Annotated in this window: 17 protein-coding genes; 7 read left to right on the plus strand and 10 right to left on the minus strand. The window is 69.4% G+C overall.

Annotated features, from left to right (window positions below):
* Window positions 1-29: 29 nt before the first annotated feature.
* Entirely contained in the window at window positions 30-485 is a 456-nt protein-coding gene (locus tag ACFC14_RS06350; protein ID WP_376101931.1) for a hypothetical protein, read from the minus strand.
* Window positions 482-1162 (minus strand): RNA polymerase sigma factor, encoded by a 681-nt coding sequence (locus tag ACFC14_RS06355; protein WP_376101933.1) that lies wholly within the window; start codon window positions 1160-1162, stop codon window positions 482-484. The genes ACFC14_RS06350 and ACFC14_RS06355 overlap by 4 nt, the downstream gene beginning before the upstream one ends.
* 69 nt (window positions 1163-1231) lie before the next feature.
* Here ACFC14_RS06355 and ACFC14_RS06360 point away from each other — a divergent pair, with 69 nt between their 5' ends.
* Window positions 1232-1450 carry an SCO4848 family membrane protein gene (locus tag ACFC14_RS06360; RefSeq protein ID WP_376101935.1) on the plus strand — a complete coding sequence of 73 codons (219 nt, stop codon included), beginning with the start codon at window positions 1232-1234 and terminating at the stop codon, window positions 1448-1450.
* A 24-nt stretch (window positions 1451-1474) separates the two neighbouring features.
* On the opposite strand, the gene ACFC14_RS06365 is transcribed toward ACFC14_RS06360, so the two are convergent.
* Window positions 1475-2848, minus strand: coding sequence for an MFS transporter (locus tag ACFC14_RS06365; protein WP_376101937.1), 1374 nt, complete (start codon window positions 2846-2848; stop codon window positions 1475-1477).
* Between the two features lie 74 nt (window positions 2849-2922).
* Between ACFC14_RS06365 and ACFC14_RS06370 the strand changes: the two genes are divergently transcribed.
* On the plus strand, window positions 2923-3513 hold the full coding sequence (locus ACFC14_RS06370) for a helix-turn-helix domain-containing protein (protein ID WP_376101938.1): 591 nt from the start codon (window positions 2923-2925) through the stop codon (window positions 3511-3513).
* Window positions 3514-3525: 12 nt separating this feature from the next.
* Here ACFC14_RS06370 and ACFC14_RS06375 read toward each other — a convergent pair whose 3' ends face one another.
* The 7 genes from ACFC14_RS06375 to ACFC14_RS06405 all read right to left on the minus strand — a co-directional run bounded on the left by ACFC14_RS06375 (window position 3526) and on the right by ACFC14_RS06405 (window position 10426).
* Window positions 3526-4635: an aromatic acid exporter family protein gene (locus tag ACFC14_RS06375; protein ID WP_376101940.1), complete on the minus strand. Its 1110-nt coding sequence runs from the start codon at window positions 4633-4635 to the stop codon at window positions 3526-3528.
* A gap of 172 nt (window positions 4636-4807) precedes the next feature.
* Window positions 4808-5494: a hypothetical protein gene (locus tag ACFC14_RS06380; RefSeq protein WP_376101942.1), complete on the minus strand. Its 687-nt coding sequence runs from the start codon at window positions 5492-5494 to the stop codon at window positions 4808-4810.
* Window positions 5494-6408: an ABC transporter ATP-binding protein gene (locus ACFC14_RS06385; RefSeq protein ID WP_376101944.1), complete on the minus strand. Its 915-nt coding sequence runs from the start codon at window positions 6406-6408 to the stop codon at window positions 5494-5496. The genes ACFC14_RS06380 and ACFC14_RS06385 overlap by 1 nt, the downstream gene beginning before the upstream one ends.
* A complete protein-coding gene (locus tag ACFC14_RS06390) occupies window positions 6405-6794 on the minus strand; it encodes a GntR family transcriptional regulator (RefSeq protein ID WP_376101946.1) in 390 nt (129 codons plus the stop codon). Before ACFC14_RS06390 ends, ACFC14_RS06385 begins: the two co-directional genes overlap by 4 nt.
* Window positions 6795-7270: 476 nt before the next feature.
* On the minus strand, window positions 7271-7801 hold the full coding sequence (locus ACFC14_RS06395; RefSeq protein ID WP_376101947.1) for a GbsR/MarR family transcriptional regulator: 531 nt from the start codon (window positions 7799-7801) through the stop codon (window positions 7271-7273).
* A 10-nt stretch (window positions 7802-7811) separates the two neighbouring features.
* On the minus strand, window positions 7812-9437 hold the full coding sequence (locus ACFC14_RS06400) for an ABC transporter permease (RefSeq protein ID WP_376101949.1): 1626 nt from the start codon (window positions 9435-9437) through the stop codon (window positions 7812-7814).
* The gene (locus ACFC14_RS06405) at window positions 9434-10426 is read right to left on the minus strand and encodes an ATP-binding cassette domain-containing protein (protein ID WP_376101951.1); all 993 of its coding nucleotides are present in this window, start codon (window positions 10424-10426) and stop codon (window positions 9434-9436) included. Before ACFC14_RS06405 ends, ACFC14_RS06400 begins: the two co-directional genes overlap by 4 nt.
* Before the next feature lie 217 nt (window positions 10427-10643).
* Here ACFC14_RS06405 and ACFC14_RS06410 point away from each other — a divergent pair, with 217 nt between their 5' ends.
* From ACFC14_RS06410 to ACFC14_RS06430, 5 genes are all read left to right on the plus strand, one after another.
* Entirely contained in the window at window positions 10644-11987 is a 1344-nt protein-coding gene (locus ACFC14_RS06410) for a class I SAM-dependent methyltransferase (RefSeq protein WP_376101953.1), read from the plus strand.
* A 338-nt stretch (window positions 11988-12325) separates the two neighbouring features.
* On the plus strand, window positions 12326-13645 hold the full coding sequence (locus ACFC14_RS06415; RefSeq protein WP_376101955.1) for a glycine betaine/L-proline ABC transporter ATP-binding protein: 1320 nt from the start codon (window positions 12326-12328) through the stop codon (window positions 13643-13645).
* On the plus strand, window positions 13645-14646 hold the full coding sequence (locus tag ACFC14_RS06420) for an ABC transporter permease (protein ID WP_376101957.1): 1002 nt from the start codon (window positions 13645-13647) through the stop codon (window positions 14644-14646). The genes ACFC14_RS06415 and ACFC14_RS06420 overlap by 1 nt, the downstream gene beginning before the upstream one ends.
* Before the next feature lie 51 nt (window positions 14647-14697).
* A complete protein-coding gene (locus tag ACFC14_RS06425; RefSeq protein ID WP_215068776.1) occupies window positions 14698-15606 on the plus strand; it encodes a glycine betaine ABC transporter substrate-binding protein in 909 nt (302 codons plus the stop codon).
* Window positions 15607-15779: 173 nt separating this feature from the next.
* The gene (locus ACFC14_RS06430) at window positions 15780-17255 is read left to right on the plus strand and encodes a lipase maturation factor family protein (protein WP_376101959.1); all 1476 of its coding nucleotides are present in this window, start codon (window positions 15780-15782) and stop codon (window positions 17253-17255) included.
* Window positions 17256-17342 lie beyond the last annotated feature (87 nt).

A 17342-nucleotide genomic window follows, 5' to 3' on the forward strand; every position in this document is an offset into this window, starting at 1 on the left:
GCGGCTTCATCGACGGGCGGCGCCCGCGGTCACAGCTCGAACTGCGGGGTCGCGAGCGTGCGCGTCTCGTCCCCGATGGCGGTCGTCAGGCGCACGTGCGTGAGACCGGGTGGCACCTCGTCGAACGCGAAGCGTCCGGTCTCTTCCGGAGAGACGGAGATCGTCTTCTCGCCCTGGGTGAGGAAGACCTCCGCGGCGCCGGTGTCGACCCAGCCGTCGACGCGGCGGCGACCGGACGCGGTGGTCGTCACGTGCAGCAGGATGCTGGTGGTGCCGTCGCTGAACTGCAGGGTGAGCGCATCCGCCTCGCCCCGCACGGCGCCGAGCTGCCCCTCGACGAGGGTGAGCAGCGCGTACTCGCGGTTCAGCCCGTCGGCGGCGACCGCAGCGACCATTCGGTCGATCAATCCCGCGGGCACGGGGTCGACCTCGTTCCAGAGCGTGCGGAGCCGGGCGAACATCTCGGCGTCGTCGTGAGCGCTCATGCGAGTCCCCCTGCCTGGGCGGTCGGCGGTGCGTCCAGCAGTGCGCGCAGCTTGGCCAGGCAGCGGTTGCGCGTCGGACCGATGCTGCCGATCGGCATCGCGAGGTCGGCGGCGATCCTGGCGTAGTCGGGCCGGTCCTCGAAGGCGATCACGCGCAGGAGCTTCTGGCAGCGTTCGGTGAGGCGGCGCACGGCCGTCCACAGCCGGCGGTTCTCGTCACCGATCGTCGCGTGCTCTTCGGCCGAAGCCTGCTCGGGCAGGAGGGCATCGAGGTCGTCGTCCACGGTCGTGTCGACCTTGCCGTGGGCCTTGGCGACCTTCCAGGCCTCGCGCCGGGCGGTGGTCGTGAGCCAGGCCGACACGGCCCTCGGATCGCTGATGGAGCCGTGGCCGCGGACGAGCTGCAGCCAGGTGGTCTGCACCACGTCTTCGGCCAGGGTGCGTTCGAGTCCATACGCGCGCACCACGTGCCAGAGCACGGGTGTCATGAGCCGTACGAGCTCGTCCATCGCGCGGCCACCGCCCTCACGCCATGCGCCGAACAGATCCGCGGCGCGCTCCCAGCGTGCGCGCCCGTCGTCCGAGGCAGGATCGAGAGCGGCGCCGGGTGCACCGTCGATCATGAAGCCCATTGTGATCACACCTACCAGGAGCACGGCAAGAGGTTTCTGATACATGACTTCATCCAAGAATTCCGCGGCTGGTGCGCGGTCGGACGCGGTCGCGGATCTCGATAGCGTTGAGGGGTGATCGCCCTCTCCGTCCTGCTCTTCCTCAACGCTGCCTTCAATGCCCTCGTCTGGCCGCGGTTCTACAAGCGTGTGGCCGACGATCCGCGTGCCCGCGACGAGAACGGCAAGCCCACCGCGTTCCTCAAGGTGCACGCGATCCTCATCGCGATCGCCCTGGTGCTCGCGCTCGTCTCGGCGCTCGCCGGCATCGCCGCGCTGACCGGCGCCCTCTAGCGCCGCGCCGCTCCCGGATGCGGGTCAGGCCGACTCGAACTGCTTCGCGTGCGCGGCCCACTTCGACTCGACGGGGAGTGCGCGCAGCGCGCGGTTGCTCACAGCCAGAGCCACGGATGCGAGGCACAGCGCGGCGCAGAGCAGCAGCGTCCACTCGCGACCGATCCACGCGAGACCGAAACCGGCGATGAGTGGGGCGAGCGGCATCGCCCCCATGCCGAGCACGCCGGCGGCACTGTTGGCGCGGCCGAGCAGGTGCGTCGGCGTCGCGACCATGAAGTAGCCCATCATCCCTGCGTTGAGGGCGGGCACGAGGAGCACCGAGGCGCCGAGCACGACGGCGATGGCCCAGGGCGAGGTGACCGTCGTGAGCAGGATCACCCCGACCGCGGCGACCGACAGGCCCACGATCGTCAGGACCCCGGCCTTGATGCGGGGGACGAGCAGGGGTGCGCACACGGCGCCCACGAGCATCACAGCCCCGATCGATGCGCTCAGCGTGCCGATCAGGAGCTCGGAGTGGCCGTCCTGCTGGAGCGCATAGATGACGGTGGTGATCGCGGCATTGAATCCCAGGTTCACGACCGTGGTGATGAGCAGGACTCCACCGAGGTCGGGCCGGGAGAGCAGCCAGCCGAACGCCTCGCGCAGCTCCGCCCAGGCGTTCGGCTTCGTCGGCGCGGCAGCTGGGGCGCCGAAACCCAGGTCATCCGTCGTGGCGGCAGCGTGTTCAGCCACAACACGCTGCAGGTCGTCCCGGTCGTCTGTGTTTTCGTCGGCCGCTCCGGTGTCGACCACTCCCGCGCGACGTGCCTGGCGCCCCAGCATCCAGGCGGTCAGGGCGGCGATCGCGTGGCAGAGCGTCATGACGACGCCGACCGCCCAGCCGCCGATGCCCAGGAGCAGACCCCCGAGCGGGCCTCCCGCGAGCTGGAGCGCGGCATCCCGCCCCTGGTTGGCCGCCTGCGCGCGCCCCATCGCGTCGTCGGGCACGATCTCTTTGATCGCGCTCTCGCCGGCGACGTCGAACAGTCCGCTGCGTGCCGCGAGGAGCACGTCGATCACGAGGAGGGTTCCGAAGGTCATCGCGTCGCCGAGCGCGAGCAGGGTGAAGGCCCCCGCCAGCACGATGCCGATGAGAGATCCGAGCAGCATCAGGGCGATGCGGCGGTGGCGGTCTGCGAGCACTCCGCCGGCGAGGGTCATGAGCAGGCGGGCGACCATTCCCGCGGCGCCGATGATGCCGGCCTGTGCGGGGTCGTTCGTCACGATGAGCGCGAGCAGCGGGATCGCGAACCCGAACAGGGCCCCCGCGAGGCCTTTGCTCGTGTCGCTCACGAGCCAGGTGAGGTATCGCGCGTTGCGCCACAGGCGGTGCGGCTGGGTGACGGTGGTCATGAATCGAGGATAGATGCGCAAGAACAGTTGCGCAAGTTCTATTGCGCAATTTTGAGTGCGGGTAGGATCGGCACATGACGGAGGACACCGCGAAGGGCACGAGCGACGATCCCGTCTGGATGACCTCGGCCATGCTCAAGGCCTACTCCCATCCCCTGCGGCGCCAGATGATCCGCCTGTTCTCGCGGCGGGACTTCCTCCGCGCCGCCGACATCGCCGCCGAACTCGGCGTGCCGGCCAACAGCGCGAGCTTCCATCTGCGTGCGCTCGCGGATGCCGGTCTCATCGAAGAGGCGCCCGAGAAAGCCCGCGACCGGCGCGATCGCGTCTGGACCGGGCACAAGGGTCCGCTCAACGTGGGCGGTCCGGAGAGTCCGGTCGCCGATGAGGAGCTGGGCAGCGCCGTGATCGCGGCGCTGGTGGAGGACCACCAGGACCTGATGCGCCGGGTGACCGCATGGACGCCCGAGTACGTGGCCGGACGCACGACCGAGGTGCACGCCGCCTTCACCCAGCGCACGATCCGGTTGACCGAGGCCGAGTTCGACGACGCGATGGTGAAGTTCAACGATGTGCTGACTGCCGCCGAAGAGGCACACGACGACGCCGACCCCGACGGCCGCTATTGGCAGATCGACGTGATCGCCGCCGACGACACCATCTGAGGCGGTCCGAATTCACTCCGCGGTCGACGAGCCCGTTCCGCTGAGGATCAGGATGCGACGCAGGTGCATCGCGGAGAGCACTCCCGGGCCCATCGAACTGCGTTCGTCGACGGTGCGATCGTTCACGGTCTCGAGCAGGAGCCGGGTCGCACGGGCGGCCTCTGCGCGCGCACGGTGGTCCTCGCTGGACGAGGCGTCGCCGCGTGCGATGACCTCTGACACTGCGTGGCATGCCGCCGACAGTGGTCCGGGGAGAGCGGGATCGAGCGGCAGTCCGGCCGGTCGGTCCCAGATGGTGTCGGCGATCTCGTCCGAGATGTCGCGGATGAGGTGCGCGATCCGGTCGAGTGCGGCGAGCTCCTCGTGACTCTGCTGCATCCGCGGTCGATGGCCCTTTGCTCGGGGGTTGCCGCGTCGGCTCTCATCCGCTTCCGTCAGCGCCGCCCGCAGTTCGGCCGCGGTGTCGGCGAGCGAGGCGGCATCATCGGCCCACTGCTCGTGCTCCGGAGGCCATGATTCCGACACCGCCGACCCGATGTCGTCGAGATGACGGGCGAGCTGCTCCCGGAACGCCTCCACTCGGCCCGCCGCCGCCACGGTGAGCGGCGCGGGCGCGATCACGAGATTCACCAGCAGGCCGACGACCACGCCGACCGCCGTCTGCGTCAGATAGCCGAGCGAGTAGTCGTCGGCGTTCTGCCCGCCGATGATCAGCACGAACAGGGCGGCCATCGGGACATACTCGCGCCCAGCGCCGAACCAGCCCGTGCCGGAGAGCAGCACGCCGACGCCGACCACGAGTGGGATGGTCCACCACGTCGGTCCGACCGTGAGCACGACCACGGTGGCCAGGCCGATGCCGGTGGCGAGCCCGAGCAGTGTCTGGAAACTCGACTTCGCCGACCCCATCAGAGTCGGATACATGCTCAGCAGCGCACCGAGCGGGGCGTAGTAGGGGTATTCGTCGGTCACGCCGGGCATGTGCGGGGCGATCATCCACGCGAGCCCGACAGCGAGGGTCGTCTTGGCGACGAGCAGCAGGCGGGCGGGGAGGACGGCATCGTGCAGGGCGCGCGCGATGCCCGCGCGGCGTGCGCGGATTCGGGGGTGGCTCTGCGTCACGGCATCCTCTCTCTCGGCGGGGCAGGTGATTCCGCGAGCGTATGCCGCCGGGGCGCCTCCGGCGAGTGGGTTGCTTCCGCAGGCGGGGACCGGTAGCGCGCGGACGCGACGACGCCGGCCACCCGAGGAGGGGGACCGGCGTCGTCGAGGGGTGCGGCGTGCAGAGGTGCGCCTACGGGATGGTCCGCCGGAAGGCGAGGAACGAGACGCCCGTGAAGACCGCCGTGAGCAGGAGCATCCAGAGCGCCAGCCCGAGAGCACCGAGGTCGTTGATCGCCGCCCCGACGTGCCCCCACAGCTCGAGCCTGGTCGCCAGGAAAACGAGTGCGACGAGGACCAGCGCGAGACCGATGCTCACGATCAGCAGCACCAGCTGGCCCCAGCTCTTGTAGATCGTCGCGCCGGTGAAGCCGATCACGAAGAAGAAGAGCGCGAGAGTGAAGTAGACCACGAACGCGCCCAGCGGGCCCGCGTCCCACAGCCATGGGAGGTAGAACAGATAGCCGTGCACCCCGTATCCGTTCGTGGCGACCTCGATGCCGCCGCCGATCAGGAACAGGATTCCCATGAGCGCGCTGCCGAGGATCGCGGTCAGCAGGGTTCCGAGGAAGAATTCCCGACGGGTGATGCTCATTGCCTGGGAGAACGGGAACGTCAGGGTCATCGCCGACATCCCGATGGCGAAGAAGTACCAGAGGGGAGCCTGGCCACCTCCGCCGTACTTGGGTCCGTCGCCCGGGATCATCGCGTAGATGATCACGGAGATCACCACGGCGGCGCCGAGGATCATCAGGGGGTACCAGATGAAGGTCCCCTTGTTGATGAGCTGCAGGCGGATGACGTTGAATGTGCGTCGCATCAGCGCACCTCCTCTTTCGTGGCGGAGCCTCTCGTGGAGTCGGCCTCGGCCTTCTGCGTGAGTCGGACGATCAGCTGCTGCAGCGAGACCGGCGCCAGGTCCAGACCGGATGCCGTGATGGCCGCGCGCTCCTCCGCCGTCACCATCCCGAGGGTCGTGACGGATGCCACACGCCCGAGCGACTCGCGGTGCAGGACCTCGCGGCCCTGGACCCAGGCGTCGACCTTCGCGGCGTCGCCCACCACCGTCACGGCGCGGTCGCGGACCGCATCCGTGTCTTCATGCAGAAGGATCTGGCCGTTGTCGATCACGATGACCTTCTCGATGAGGTTCGAGACCTCATCGATCAGGTGCGACGACAGGATGATCGTGCGCGGGTGCTCGGCGTAGTCCTCGACCAGGCGGTCGTAGAAGATCTGGCGGGCGACCGCGTCGAGGCCCAGGTAGGGCTCGTCGAAGAAGGTGATCTCGGCGCGGGAGGCGAGTCCGATGATGACGCCGACCGCCGAGAGCTGCCCGCGGGAGAGCTTCTTGATCGTCTGCTTCATCGGCAGCTGGAACTCGGCGACGAGCTCGTCGGCGAGGGCCTGGTCCCAGTTCGGGAAGAACAGACTCGCGGCCTTGAAGGCGTGCTTGGGATACGCGTCATCCGGATACTTCTGGCTCTCGCGGACGAAGCAGATCCTGCTGAGCACGTGCGCGTTCTCGTACGGGTGCTCGCCGAACACCTTGACGGTGCCGGAGGACTCGAAGTTCTGCGCCGTGAGGATCGACATGAGTGTCGTCTTGCCGGCGCCGTTGCGACCGAGGAGGCCGTAGATCGCGCCTCCCTCGATGGCGAGCGACACGTTGTCGAGCGCTCGCTTCTCCTTGTAGCGCTTGCTGAGGTTCTGCACCTCGATGACAGCGGTCATGCGGGGGTCTTCCCTTCTGCGTCGGTGGTGAGTGCGGCGCGCTGCCGGAGCAGGGCCGCGAGGTCTTCGGCGCCGAGACCGAGCGTGCGGGCCTCGGCGAGGAGCGGGTCGATGTAGCGGTCGGCGAACAGGGCGCGGCGCTCGCCGAGCAGGACTTCCCTGGCGCCGTCGGCGACGAACATGCCGATGCCTCGGCGTTTGTAGAGCACTCCCTTTTCGGTGAGCACGGCGACTCCCTTCGCGGCGGTGGCGGGGTTGATCCGGTAGAACGCGGCGAGCTCGTTGGTCGACGGCGCCTGGGCCTCTTCGGCGAGCGATCCGTCGACGATCGAGTCCTCGATCTGCTCGGCGATCTGGAGGAAGAGCGGCTTGCCTTCTTCGATCACGAGTCCTCCGGTGGGTTGGTGGGTTGGTTACTTGACTAAGTAACCATAGAACCCGGACGCGTGTCAACCCCCGCCGCCCGCCGCCCGTAAACCCCCGTCGTCCGCCGCCCGTCGTCCCCGTCGTCCCCGCCGCCCGTCGTCCCCGCCGCCCGCCGCCCCCGCCGCCCGCCGCCCGTCGTCCCCGCCGCCCGTCGTCCCCGCCGCCCGTCGTCCCCGCCGCCCGTCGTCCCCGTCGTCCCCGCCGCCCGTCGTCCCCGCCGCCCGCCGCCCCCGCCGCCCGCCGCCCCCGAAGCGTCACAACTTCGGAGATCGCGCGCGACTCGCCGGGCTCAGGGTGGCACGGCCGGCGTGTCGGCTTCGATCTCCGAAGTTGTGCACGGGGAAGAAGTGGGCAGGGCAGGGCAGGGCAGGGCGGGCCAGGGAGGGCAGGACGGGACAGGACGGGGCAGGGCAGGGCAGGGCAGGGCAGGGGGGAGTCAGGTGGGGCGGTGGTCGCGCCACTCCTCGACGATCTGCAGCATCCGCGCCGAGAGGAACCGGAAGAACTCGGCCAGCTCGACAGCCCGGTCATGGGCACCCTGATCCTCGTCGTGCTCGGCGGCGATGTCGTCGATGTACTCCGAGAGGCGGGCGTACACCGGCATGTTCCCGACGATCGAACGGTAGAACGGGTCGTGCACGAACTCGTAGCGGTCGCGCCGGTCGCCGGGGCGGGAGCGCCGCTGGATGAAGTGCAGCTGCTGCAGGTAGCGCACCGCGCCGGAGACGGCGGCGGCCGAGACGCCGAGACGCTCGCCGAGCTGCGCAGCGGTGTATCCGCCCTCGGGTGCCGCGACCAGCGCCATCATCACGCGCGCCGGCATCCGCGGCATCCCGGCAGCGGTCATCATGGCGGCCGCCTGCTCGGCGGGTTCGATCCCCCGATGGGAGGTGGATGCTGCGCCGAGGGCATCGCCGGAGCTCGCGGCATCCACGTCCGGCGTGTTCTCGGTGCTGTCGTCGGGCATCGGGCTGCTCCTAGGCGCCGGGGGCGAGCTCGCGTCGTCGCATCAGAGCCAGGATGGCCGCGCCGCCCGCGGCCAGGGCGAGCACCAACCACCAGAGTCCGCGCACATCCACACCGCTTCCGTCCACCACGGGCGTCACCGCGAAGGGGGAGATGTTCGCCGTCCACTCCGGCAGCCCGAACAGCGGCCCGAACATCCCGAGCATCGCCGCCAGCAGCACGAGGCTCCATGCCAGGGCGGTCGTCGCCCGGGGAACGAGCACGAACGCGAGGGCGGCGAGCACGGCGAACACGGCCGCCGCGACCGCCTGGCCGAGGCCCGCCACCGCGACGATCCGGTAGAGCGAGTCGTCGCCGGCGTTCGCCCAGACGCCGACCCAGGCCGCGACCACGGCCGCGGCGATCACGATCAGCACCGCGAACAGCCCGACGATCACGTAGTCGGCGAGCCAGCGCACCCGTCCGATCGGGGTGGCGAGCACGGCCTCGGCGGTTCCGCGCGCTTCCTCCTGCCGCGCGCGCACGACAGTTTGCACCGCGCAGCAGGCGGCGAGGATGCCGAGCAGCGTGAAGAACACCGTCACGACGACTTCGTCGAGTCCGCCCGTGGCCCCTCCGATCTTCGTCAGGATCTCGGCGACGGCCGGGTTCTCGCCCGAGATCTGATCGACCAGGCCGCTCAGCGTGGTCGCCAGGATGCCGGTGATCGCACCGCCGACCGCCCAGCCGATGATGGAGCCCGAGGTGAGCCGCCACACGAGCGCGTGCGGGGAGGCGAGGGCGGGTCGGGCCGACACCCGGCCGCGACGCTCCGCCACGAAGCTCGCATCGATGTCGCGCAGGGACTGCAGCGCCACAGCGGCCCCCGCGAGCAGCACGCCGAACCCGAGGCCGAGGAGCATCGGCCAGAGGAGATCGGCATCGTACGGGCGCGTCTGCTCGGCCCAGCCGAACGGCGAGAGCCACACCGGCCAGGCGCTCGTCATGCTCGACAGGTCGTCGCTCGGGGTCCCCGCGGCATTGCCGATGCCCCGCACCAGGAAGGTCGCGACGAGCACCCAGACCGTCAGCGAGTTCGCCCCGCGCGAGGTGCGCATGAGCTGCGCCGCGACGAGTCCGATGCCGAGGAACGCGATGCCGCAGCTGCCGGCCGCCGCGCCCGCGAGCCACGACCCGGCGGCCGGGAGACCGGTCGCGATCAGGGCGAGCGAGGTCAGCAGCGCGAGGACGATGTTGGCCAGAAGACCGTGCACGATGGTGGCGAGGGTCGGCAGCCGGCGCCCGGCCGGGGTCGCCCACACGAGTTCGGCACGACCGGCCTCCTCATCGCCGCGGGTGTGGCGCACGGCGAGGAACGTGCTCATCAGGGCGGCGAGGAGGGCGAGCCACGGGAGGATCTCGAACGCCAGGAACGCGCCCTCAGAGGTGCCGGACGGCAGGCCGCGGAACATGAGGATCACCGGGTTCGCGAGCGCCGCGGCGAGGATGTTCTGCCGGTCGGCGAGCGTCGCGTACGACTGACTGACGCCGGCGTATCCCGCGAAGGCCATCAGCGCGGTACCCACGATCCACAGCGGCAGCTGCACGCGGTCGCGCCGCAGTCGCTGCTGGAGCAGCACGGCGAAGCGCGTCATCATGCACGCTCCTTCTGCATCCGGCGTTCGCGGCGGCTGCCGGTGGGCTGGTCACTCGGACCACCGTCTTCCGCCGCCTCGAGCGTCGCCAGGTCGTCGCCGTAGTGGCGCAGGAACAGCTCCTCCAAAGAGGGCGGTGCGACACGCAGATCGCTGATGCCGAGTGCGGCGAGTGCGGGCAGCACGGTGGCCGTGCGGTCGCTGTCGACCGCGAGGCGGATCCGGTCCCCGTGCTGCTCGGGGTCGTGCACGTCGGGGATGCGGGCCACCTGATCCAGGGTGGCTCCCGACGGCGTGAACGACACGTCGCTGCGGGTGAGGTGCCGGAGCTCCGCCAGCGTGCCGGTCTCGACGATGCGTCCGGCGCGGATGATCGACACCCGGTCGCACAGCTGCTCCACCTCGCTCATGATGTGGCTCGACAGCAGAACGGTCGCACCGTTCGCGTGGGCGCGGGCGACCTCGCGTTGGAAGATCACCGCCATCAGGGGATCCAGCCCGCTGGTGGGCTCGTCGAGGATGTAGAGGTCGGCGGGCACGGCGAACGCCGCGATCAGCGCCACCTTCTGCCGGTTGCCCTTCGAGTACGCGCGGCCCTTCTTGCGCGGGTCGAACTGGAACGCCTCCATGAGCCGCTTCTTCTCGTGCTGGTAGGCGGCATCCTTCGTGCGGGCGCCGCGCAGACGGGCGAGCAGGTCGACAGCCTCTCCGCCCGACAGGTTCGGCCAGACGCTGACGTCGCCCGGGACGTAGGCGATGCGTCGGTGCAGGTCGACCGCGCGCTCCCAAGGGTCTTCGCCGAACACGGTCGCGTCGCCCGAGGTGCGGCGTGCGAGGCCGAGGAGGATGCGGATCGTGGTCGACTTGCCCGCGCCGTTCGGGCCGAGGAAGCCGTGCACCTGACCGTGCTCGACGGTGAGGTCGAGGCCGTCGAGCGCGTGCACGTGGCCGTAGTGCTTGGTGAGGTTGCGGGTGGTGATGACGGTGGTCATGCGCGGGAGCGTACGCCGGATTCACAAAGTTGTGAATCGGGCGAAAACAACGCATGCGAAATCCTTACGACGCCCGTGGTGCACAACTTCGGAGATCGCATGCGGCTCGCCGGCCCCGGAGTGCTGCCTCCGGCGTGTCGTCCTCGATCTCCGAAGTTGTGCGGGGGGAAGCGCGGGTGCGGGTCGGGTGCGGGCGACCGCCGCGTACAGTGGGCTGGTGCCGGAGTTCCCCTACAGCCGCCTGCGCCGATGGCCCGACGTCGAGGCGGACAATCTTCAGGCGTACGACGCCACCGATCTGCTGCTCGTCGAGCGGGCGCTCTCTCTCGACATCCCGGGCTCCGAGACCGTCGTGATCGGTGACGAGTATGGCGCGATCACGCTCGCTCTGACGGATGCCGGGCGCCAGGGCATCCGCGTGCATCAGGACCTCGCGACCGGTCGCCGCGCCCTGCAGCGCAACGCCGAGGACCTCGGGCTCGCCGGCTTCGTCGGCCGAAACGGAGACGAGGACGATGCGGAACGGCGTGTCGAGGGGCGGCACGCCGACGGTGGGCCGGATGGTCTGGGTTTTCGCACCCCGTTCACCACGCACGAGCTCGACGCCGAACTGCTCTCCAACGCGCGGCTCGTGCTGCTGCAGCTGCCGAAGTCGCTTGCTGAGCTCGAGGAGATCGCGGATGCCGTGGCCCGCTGGGCGGCATCCGATGTGGTGGTCATCGCCGGCGGCCGCGTGAAGCACATGACCCTGGCGCAGAACGAGGTGCTCGGGCGCAGCTTCGCGCACGTGCAGCCCCAGCGTGCGGAGCGGAAGTCGCGGCTGATCGTGTCATCCGACCCGCGCACCGTGCCGGCCGAGCCTCCGTTCCCGGTGTCCGCGAAGCACGACGGTCTGACTCTGATCGCGCACGGCGGGGCGTTCGCCGGCGCCCGCCTCGACATCGGCACCCGGGTGCTGCTGGAGGTGCTCGGCCTTGATGGTGGAGCCCTTCGACAGGCTCAGGGACCCACCTCCGGTTCTGCGGGTGGGGCGTCTCGTCTCGCTTCGCTCGCTCAACGACCGACGTCCGGTGCCTCCGCCCGTTGGGTCGCTGAGCCTGTCGAAGCGTCGCGGCACGTGCTCGACCTCGGCTGCGGCACCGGTGCGCTCGCCGTCTCGTACGCCCTCGCCCACCCTGAGGCGCAGGTCATCGCAACCGACCGGTCGGCTGCGGCCGTGGCCTCCGCCCGCGCGACGGCAGCCGCGAACGGGGTCGCCGACCGTGTCACGGTCATGCACGACGACGCGGCGTCGCAGATCCCGGACGCGAGCATCGATGTCGTGCTGCTGAACCCGCCGTTCCACCTCGGCACGAGCGTGCACACGGGTGCAGCGACCCGTCTCTTCGAAGCCGCCGCACGTGTGCTCCGACCCGGCGGAGAGCTCTTCACGGTGTACAACTCATCACTCGGCTACCGGGCTGAACTCACCCGTCTGATCGGCCGGACGGAACAGGTGGAACGCACCCCGAAGTTCACCGTGACGCACAGCATCCGGAGCTCCGAAGCGCCCGATTCCTGACCCCGAACCGGTCTCGGACCGGAATATCGAACACCCGTGCAATCCCCCGGTCAGCCGCCGAAACTCGCGCAGTCCGCGAACCCAGGATTTGCCCCTGATCGGCCATTTCGTTACGTTGGAATGCGGGCCTGACGGTCCGAAGACCAGTCCGCGGTCACGTCCTTCTTTCGATGAGCTGTGCTGCGAAGAGGCGTGGGCGTACGGTCGATGCTCTATCGCGGCGGATCCGAAATCCGCCGTCTGTGCCGCCACAGCGATCATGTCGAACGGCCCCGAGAGCCTCACCCGGGCGTAACCGAAGCAGGCTCAGCCACCCGAAGGCGAGCCGCGGGGGAAACGTGTCCGAAATCGCTCTCGAAGCGCGCAATCTATACAAGGTTTTCGGTAAGAATCCGAACACCGCCGTCCGCCGCCTGAAAGCCGGTGAGAGTCGCACGGCCGTCGCCGATGCGGGTACCGCGGCGGTCATCGACGCGAGCTTCACCGTGAACCGCGGTGAGATCTTCGTCATCATGGGCCTGTCCGGATCGGGCAAGTCCACCATCATCCGCATGCTCAACGGGCTGCATGACGTCACCTCCGGCACCGTCACCGTGAACGGTGACCCGATCACCGGCATCCCCGCCTCGAGGCTCCGCGAGATCCGTCGCGACCGCATCTCGATGGTGTTCCAGCACTTCGCACTGCTGCCGCATCGCACGGTCGCCGCGAACGTCGCGTACCCGCTCGAGCTCAAGGGCACACCGAAGGCCGAGCGCCTGGCCAAGGCCGAGGAGATCCTCTCGCTGGTCGGACTCGAAGGGCAGGGCGAGAAGCTCCCGTCCGAGCTCTCCGGCGGAATGCAGCAGCGCGTCGGCATCGCCCGAGCGCTCGCCGCCGACAGCGACATCCTGCTGATGGACGAGGCGTTCAGCGCGCTCGACCCGCTCATCCGCCGCGAGATGCAGGAGCAGCTGCTCGAGCTGCAGCAGAAGCTCCAGAAGACGATCGTGTTCATCACGCACGACCTCAACGAGGCCATGTTCCTCGGCGATCGGATCGCCGTGATGCGCGACGGCCGCATCGTGCAGATCGGCACACCCGAAGACATCCTGATGGACCCGGCCAACGACTACGTCGAGCAGTTCGTGCAGGACGTCGACCGCGCCCGCGTGCTCACCGCCGCGAACGTGATGGAGCGCCCGCGCCCCGTCGTGCCGCACACCGCAGGTCCCCGCACGGCCCTGCGCCAGATGCGCGATGCGTACATGTCGGCGACCTACGTGGTCGGCCGCGACCGCCAGCTCGTGGGCGTCGTCACCGACCGCGATGCGGTCAAGCTCGTGCGCAACGGCGCGACCACCCTCGACTCGATCATCAAGCCCGTGCCGCAGAGCGTGCGTGAGGACGAGGTCCTGATGAACCTGTTCGTCCCCGCCGTCGAGTCCCCGCTGCCGCTCGCCGTGACGGATGCCGAGGGGCGTCTGACCGGCGTCATCCCGCGTGTGACGCTGCTCGCCGCGCTCGGCCCCGGACCCGGTGCGACCGAGGAGATCACCCTGCCGATGATGCCCATGCCGCAGGCCGAGATCGATGCGGTGCTCGATGACGGGTGGACCGCCGACCCGGTGCCTTCGACAAGCTCAGGGACCCAGGTCGAGACGGAGGAGGTGCGCTGATGGACGGCTTCCGCATCCCCGTGGGGACCTGGATCGAATCCGGCGTCGACTGGATCAAGGACAACCTCGACGGTCTGCTCGACGTCATCTCGTTCGTGATGAGCTTCCTCGTCGACGGGCTCACGAGCATCCTGCTCGCCCCGAGCTTCGCGGTCGTCATCGTGATCGCCGCGCTGATCGCCTGGGTCGTGCGCTCCTGGCAGCTCGCCGTCGGGACCATCGTGTCGTTCGGACTGATCGTCGGGATGGACCTCTGGGTGCCCGCTATGCAGACCCTCGCGCTCGTGCTCGTCGCCGCCGTGATCGCGGTGCTGATCGCCGTGCCGCTCGGCATCTGGTCGGCGCGCAACGCCACGGTGCGGGCTGTGCTGAAGCCCGTGCTCGACTTCATGCAGACCATGCCGGCGTTCGTCTACCTGATCCCGGCGATCGTGTTCTTCGGCATCGGCGTGGTCCCCGGCCTCGTCGCCACCGTGATCTTCGCGCTGCCTCCGGGCGTGCGACTGACCGAGCTCGGCATCCGCGGCGTCGACTCCGAGACCGTCGAAGCCGGACACGCGTTCGGCGCCAAGCCGGGGCAGATCCTGCGCGGCATCCAGCTCCCCCTCGCGATGCCGACCATCATGGCCGGCGTCAACCAGGTCATCATGCTCGCCCTGTCGATGGCGGTCATCGCCGGAATGGCGGGTGCGGACGGCCTCGGGAAGATGGTGGTCGAGGCGATCTCGACGATCAACATCCCCAAGGGTGTCGAGGCCGGTCTCGGCGTGGTGCTGATCGCCGTCTTCCTCGACCGGGTCACCGCCGCCCTCGGCGCACCCGGCGAGAACCGCTCGTCGCTGCTCGGCATGATCGAGCGTCGCCGCAAGCCGCACGGCGGTGGTGGCGGAGCAGCATCCGCCCCCGCCCCCGAGGTCATCGAGCAGCAGGATGCCGCGAGCGAAGCAGAGCGGGTCAAGGCCTCGCCGCGCCGTGCTCCCATCGGCGGCGGAGTGCACTGACCTTTCACCCCTACGAAACAACACCCATACGGAACTGAGAGAGAAAATCACATGAAGAAGAAGATCCTCGCCATCACCGCCCTCGGCGCCGCAGCAGCGCTCACCCTCGCGGGATGCAGCAGCGACGGAGCCGGTGGCACGGGCGGCGGCGACAGCAACGCCGACGACAAGGGCACGATCACCCTGGGCTTCCTGCCCTCGTGGACCGACGGCCTCAGCACGGCGTATCTGCTGCAGGACCAGCTCGAGAAGATCGGCTACACGGTCGAGATGAAGACGCTCACCGAGGCGGGCCCGCTGTACACCGGTCTCGCGCAGGGCGATGTCGACATGTACCCGTCGGCCTGGCCCGAGCTCACGCACGCCGAGTACATGGAGAAGTACGGCGACGACATCGAAGACCTCGGAAAGTACTACGAGAACGCCAAGCTCACCCTCGCGGTGCCGGAGTACTCCGAGCTCACCTCGATCGAGGACCTCAAGGGCAAGGCGGCCGACTTCGACGGCAAGATCTACGGGATCGAGCCGGGCGCGGGACTCACCGCCCAGACCCAGAAGATGATGCCCGAGTACGGACTCGACAGCGAGTACGAGCTCGTCACCTCGTCGACCGCGGCCATGCTCACCGAGCTGAAGACCGCGACCGACAAGCAGGAGGACATCGTCGTCACGCTGTGGCGTCCGTTCTGGGCCAACGACGCCTTCCCTGTGAAGGACCTCGAAGACCCCAAGGGCGCCATGGGCAAGGCTGAGGGGCTGCACTTCCTGGGCACCAAGGGCTTCGCCGAGGAGTTCCCCGAGGCCGCTGAGCTGATCGAGCAGATCAAGCTCGACGACGAGCAGTACGGTGCGCTCGAAGACCTCGTGGTCAACGAGTACGGCGAGGGCAAGGAAGCGGATGCCGTCGACGAGTGGCTGAAGCAGTACGGCGACCAGTTCGACTGGGTCGCCACCAGCTGACCTGAGTCGCTGCCTTCGCTCTCGCGCGCATCGCGACGGGCGAAGTTCTCTCCGATGGGCGGAGGATTCATCACGGATCCTCCGCCCATCGCTGTGTTGTCCGCCGAGCGCATGGCCAGGCTGGGCCGCGCAACCCCCTGATCCGGCCGCGGACCCGGGCGTAGCCTGTGCCCGTGGACGGGTTCGCGGCGGTCGACTTCGGGTTCGCGCGCGAGGTGCTGCAGCGGGGCATCGCGGCGCTGTACCTCGTCGCGTTCGTGTCGAGCCTGAACCAGTTCCGTCCGCTCCTCGGTGAACACGGGCTGCTCCCCGCGCCGGCCCTCCTCGAGTGGGTCGGGCAGAAGGCGGAGCGACGGCGGATGCTTCATCCGACACTCTTCTCGCGCATCCGCTACACCGACCGCCGTCTGGTGATCCTGTGCGTGGTGGGCATCGCGGTCGCGGCCTCGCTCGTCGCCGGGGTCCCGCAGTGGGGGCCGCCGTGGGTGCCGATGCTGTGCTTCCTGGTGCTGTGGCTCGGCTACATGTCGATCGTCAGCATCGGGCAGACGTTCTACTCCTTCGGCTGGGAGATGCTGCTGCTCGAGGCCGGGTTCCTCGCAGCTTTCCTCGGGTCGGACGAACAGCCGCCGCCCACGGTCGTGATCGTGCTGTTCTGGTGGCTGGTGTTCCGGCTGGAGTTCGGCGCCGGGATGATCAAGATCCGTGGCGGGCGCGAGTGGCGCGACCTGACGGCCCTCATGTACCACCACGAGACGCAACCGATGCCGGGTCCGCTCAGCCGGCAGGCGCATCTGCTGCCGCGCTGGTTCCACCGCGGCGAGGTGGTGGGCAATCACTTCGCGCAGCTCGTGGTGCCGTTCTTCCTCTTCGCGCCGATGCTGTCGCTGGGGGTGGATGGCCCGGTGCCGCAGATCGTCGGCGCGGTGGCGGCATCCGTCGTGATCCTGACGCAGGCCTGGCTCGTGCTGACGGGCAACTTCGCGTGGCTGAATTGGGCGACGATGGTCATCGCGTTCTCGGCGATCGGGCTGCCGGGGGTGGGATGGGCGGAGAGTGCTCCGCCGACCGGCGCACCGTGGGTCCTCTCCGGCATCCCCCTGTACTGGGTCGTGATCACCTCGGCCGTCGGGCTGCTCTACGTCGTGGTGAGCGTTCCGGCGCTGCGGAACCTGTTCGCGCGGCGGCAGCTGATGAACGCGAGCTTCAACCGGTGGCAGCTCGCCAACGCCTACGGGGCCTTCGGCACGGTCACGAAGGAGCGCATCGAGATCGTGGTCGAGGGATGTGCCGATGAGGAAGGGGCGGAGTGGCGCGAGTACGAGTTCAAGGGCAAGCCCGGTGACGTGCGACGGATGCCGCGGCAATTCGCGCCGTACCACCTGCGGCTCGACTGGCTGATGTGGTTCCTGCCGCTCGGGCACTCGTTCGACGACTGGTTCACCGCGTTCCTGGTGCGGTTGCTGGAGGCGGATGCTCCGACGCTCGCGCTGATCCGGGCCGACCCCTTCGACGGCGAGCGGCCGCGGTGGGTGCGGGCCGTTTCCTATCGCTACCGCTTCGCCACCCGCGCCGAGAAGCGCGCCGAGGGTGTGGTGTGGGTGCGGAGTCGCCGCCGCGTGGTGCTGGGCCCGTTCGGGCTGCGGTGACGGATCCCCCGGTTCAGGTCGCGTCCCCCGCTCCCGCCCTGTCCCCTCCGGCGCTCCTGCCGCTCCCGCAGTCCCGTTCCGGTCGCA

The sequence above is a fragment of the Microbacterium sp. NPDC055988 genome, assembly GCF_042269505.1.
Classification (GTDB): Bacteria; Actinomycetota; Actinomycetes; order Actinomycetales; family Microbacteriaceae; genus Microbacterium.

Coding starts and splice junctions, on each gene's coding strand:
- ACFC14_RS06365 (WP_376101937.1), bottom strand. CDS start 2,848: ATGACCACCGTCACCCAGCCGCACCGCCTGTGGCGCAACGCGCGATAC.
- ACFC14_RS06385 (WP_376101944.1), bottom strand. CDS start 6,408: ATGACCGCTGTCATCGAGGTGCAGAACCTCAGCAAGCGCTACAAGGAG.
- ACFC14_RS06420 (WP_376101957.1), top strand. CDS start 13,645: ATGGACGGCTTCCGCATCCCCGTGGGGACCTGGATCGAATCCGGCGTC.
- ACFC14_RS06405 (WP_376101951.1), bottom strand. CDS start 10,426: ATGACCACCGTCATCACCACCCGCAACCTCACCAAGCACTACGGCCAC.
- ACFC14_RS06425 (WP_215068776.1), top strand. CDS start 14,698: ATGAAGAAGAAGATCCTCGCCATCACCGCCCTCGGCGCCGCAGCAGCG.
- ACFC14_RS06380 (WP_376101942.1), bottom strand. CDS start 5,494: ATGCGACGCACATTCAACGTCATCCGCCTGCAGCTCATCAACAAGGGG.
- ACFC14_RS06400 (WP_376101949.1), bottom strand. CDS start 9,437: ATGATGACGCGCTTCGCCGTGCTGCTCCAGCAGCGACTGCGGCGCGAC.
- ACFC14_RS06355 (WP_376101933.1), bottom strand. CDS start 1,162: ATGTATCAGAAACCTCTTGCCGTGCTCCTGGTAGGTGTGATCACAATG.
- ACFC14_RS06370 (WP_376101938.1), top strand. CDS start 2,923: ATGACGGAGGACACCGCGAAGGGCACGAGCGACGATCCCGTCTGGATG.
- ACFC14_RS06395 (WP_376101947.1), bottom strand. CDS start 7,801: ATGCCCGACGACAGCACCGAGAACACGCCGGACGTGGATGCCGCGAGC.
- ACFC14_RS06350 (WP_376101931.1), bottom strand. CDS start 485: ATGAGCGCTCACGACGACGCCGAGATGTTCGCCCGGCTCCGCACGCTC.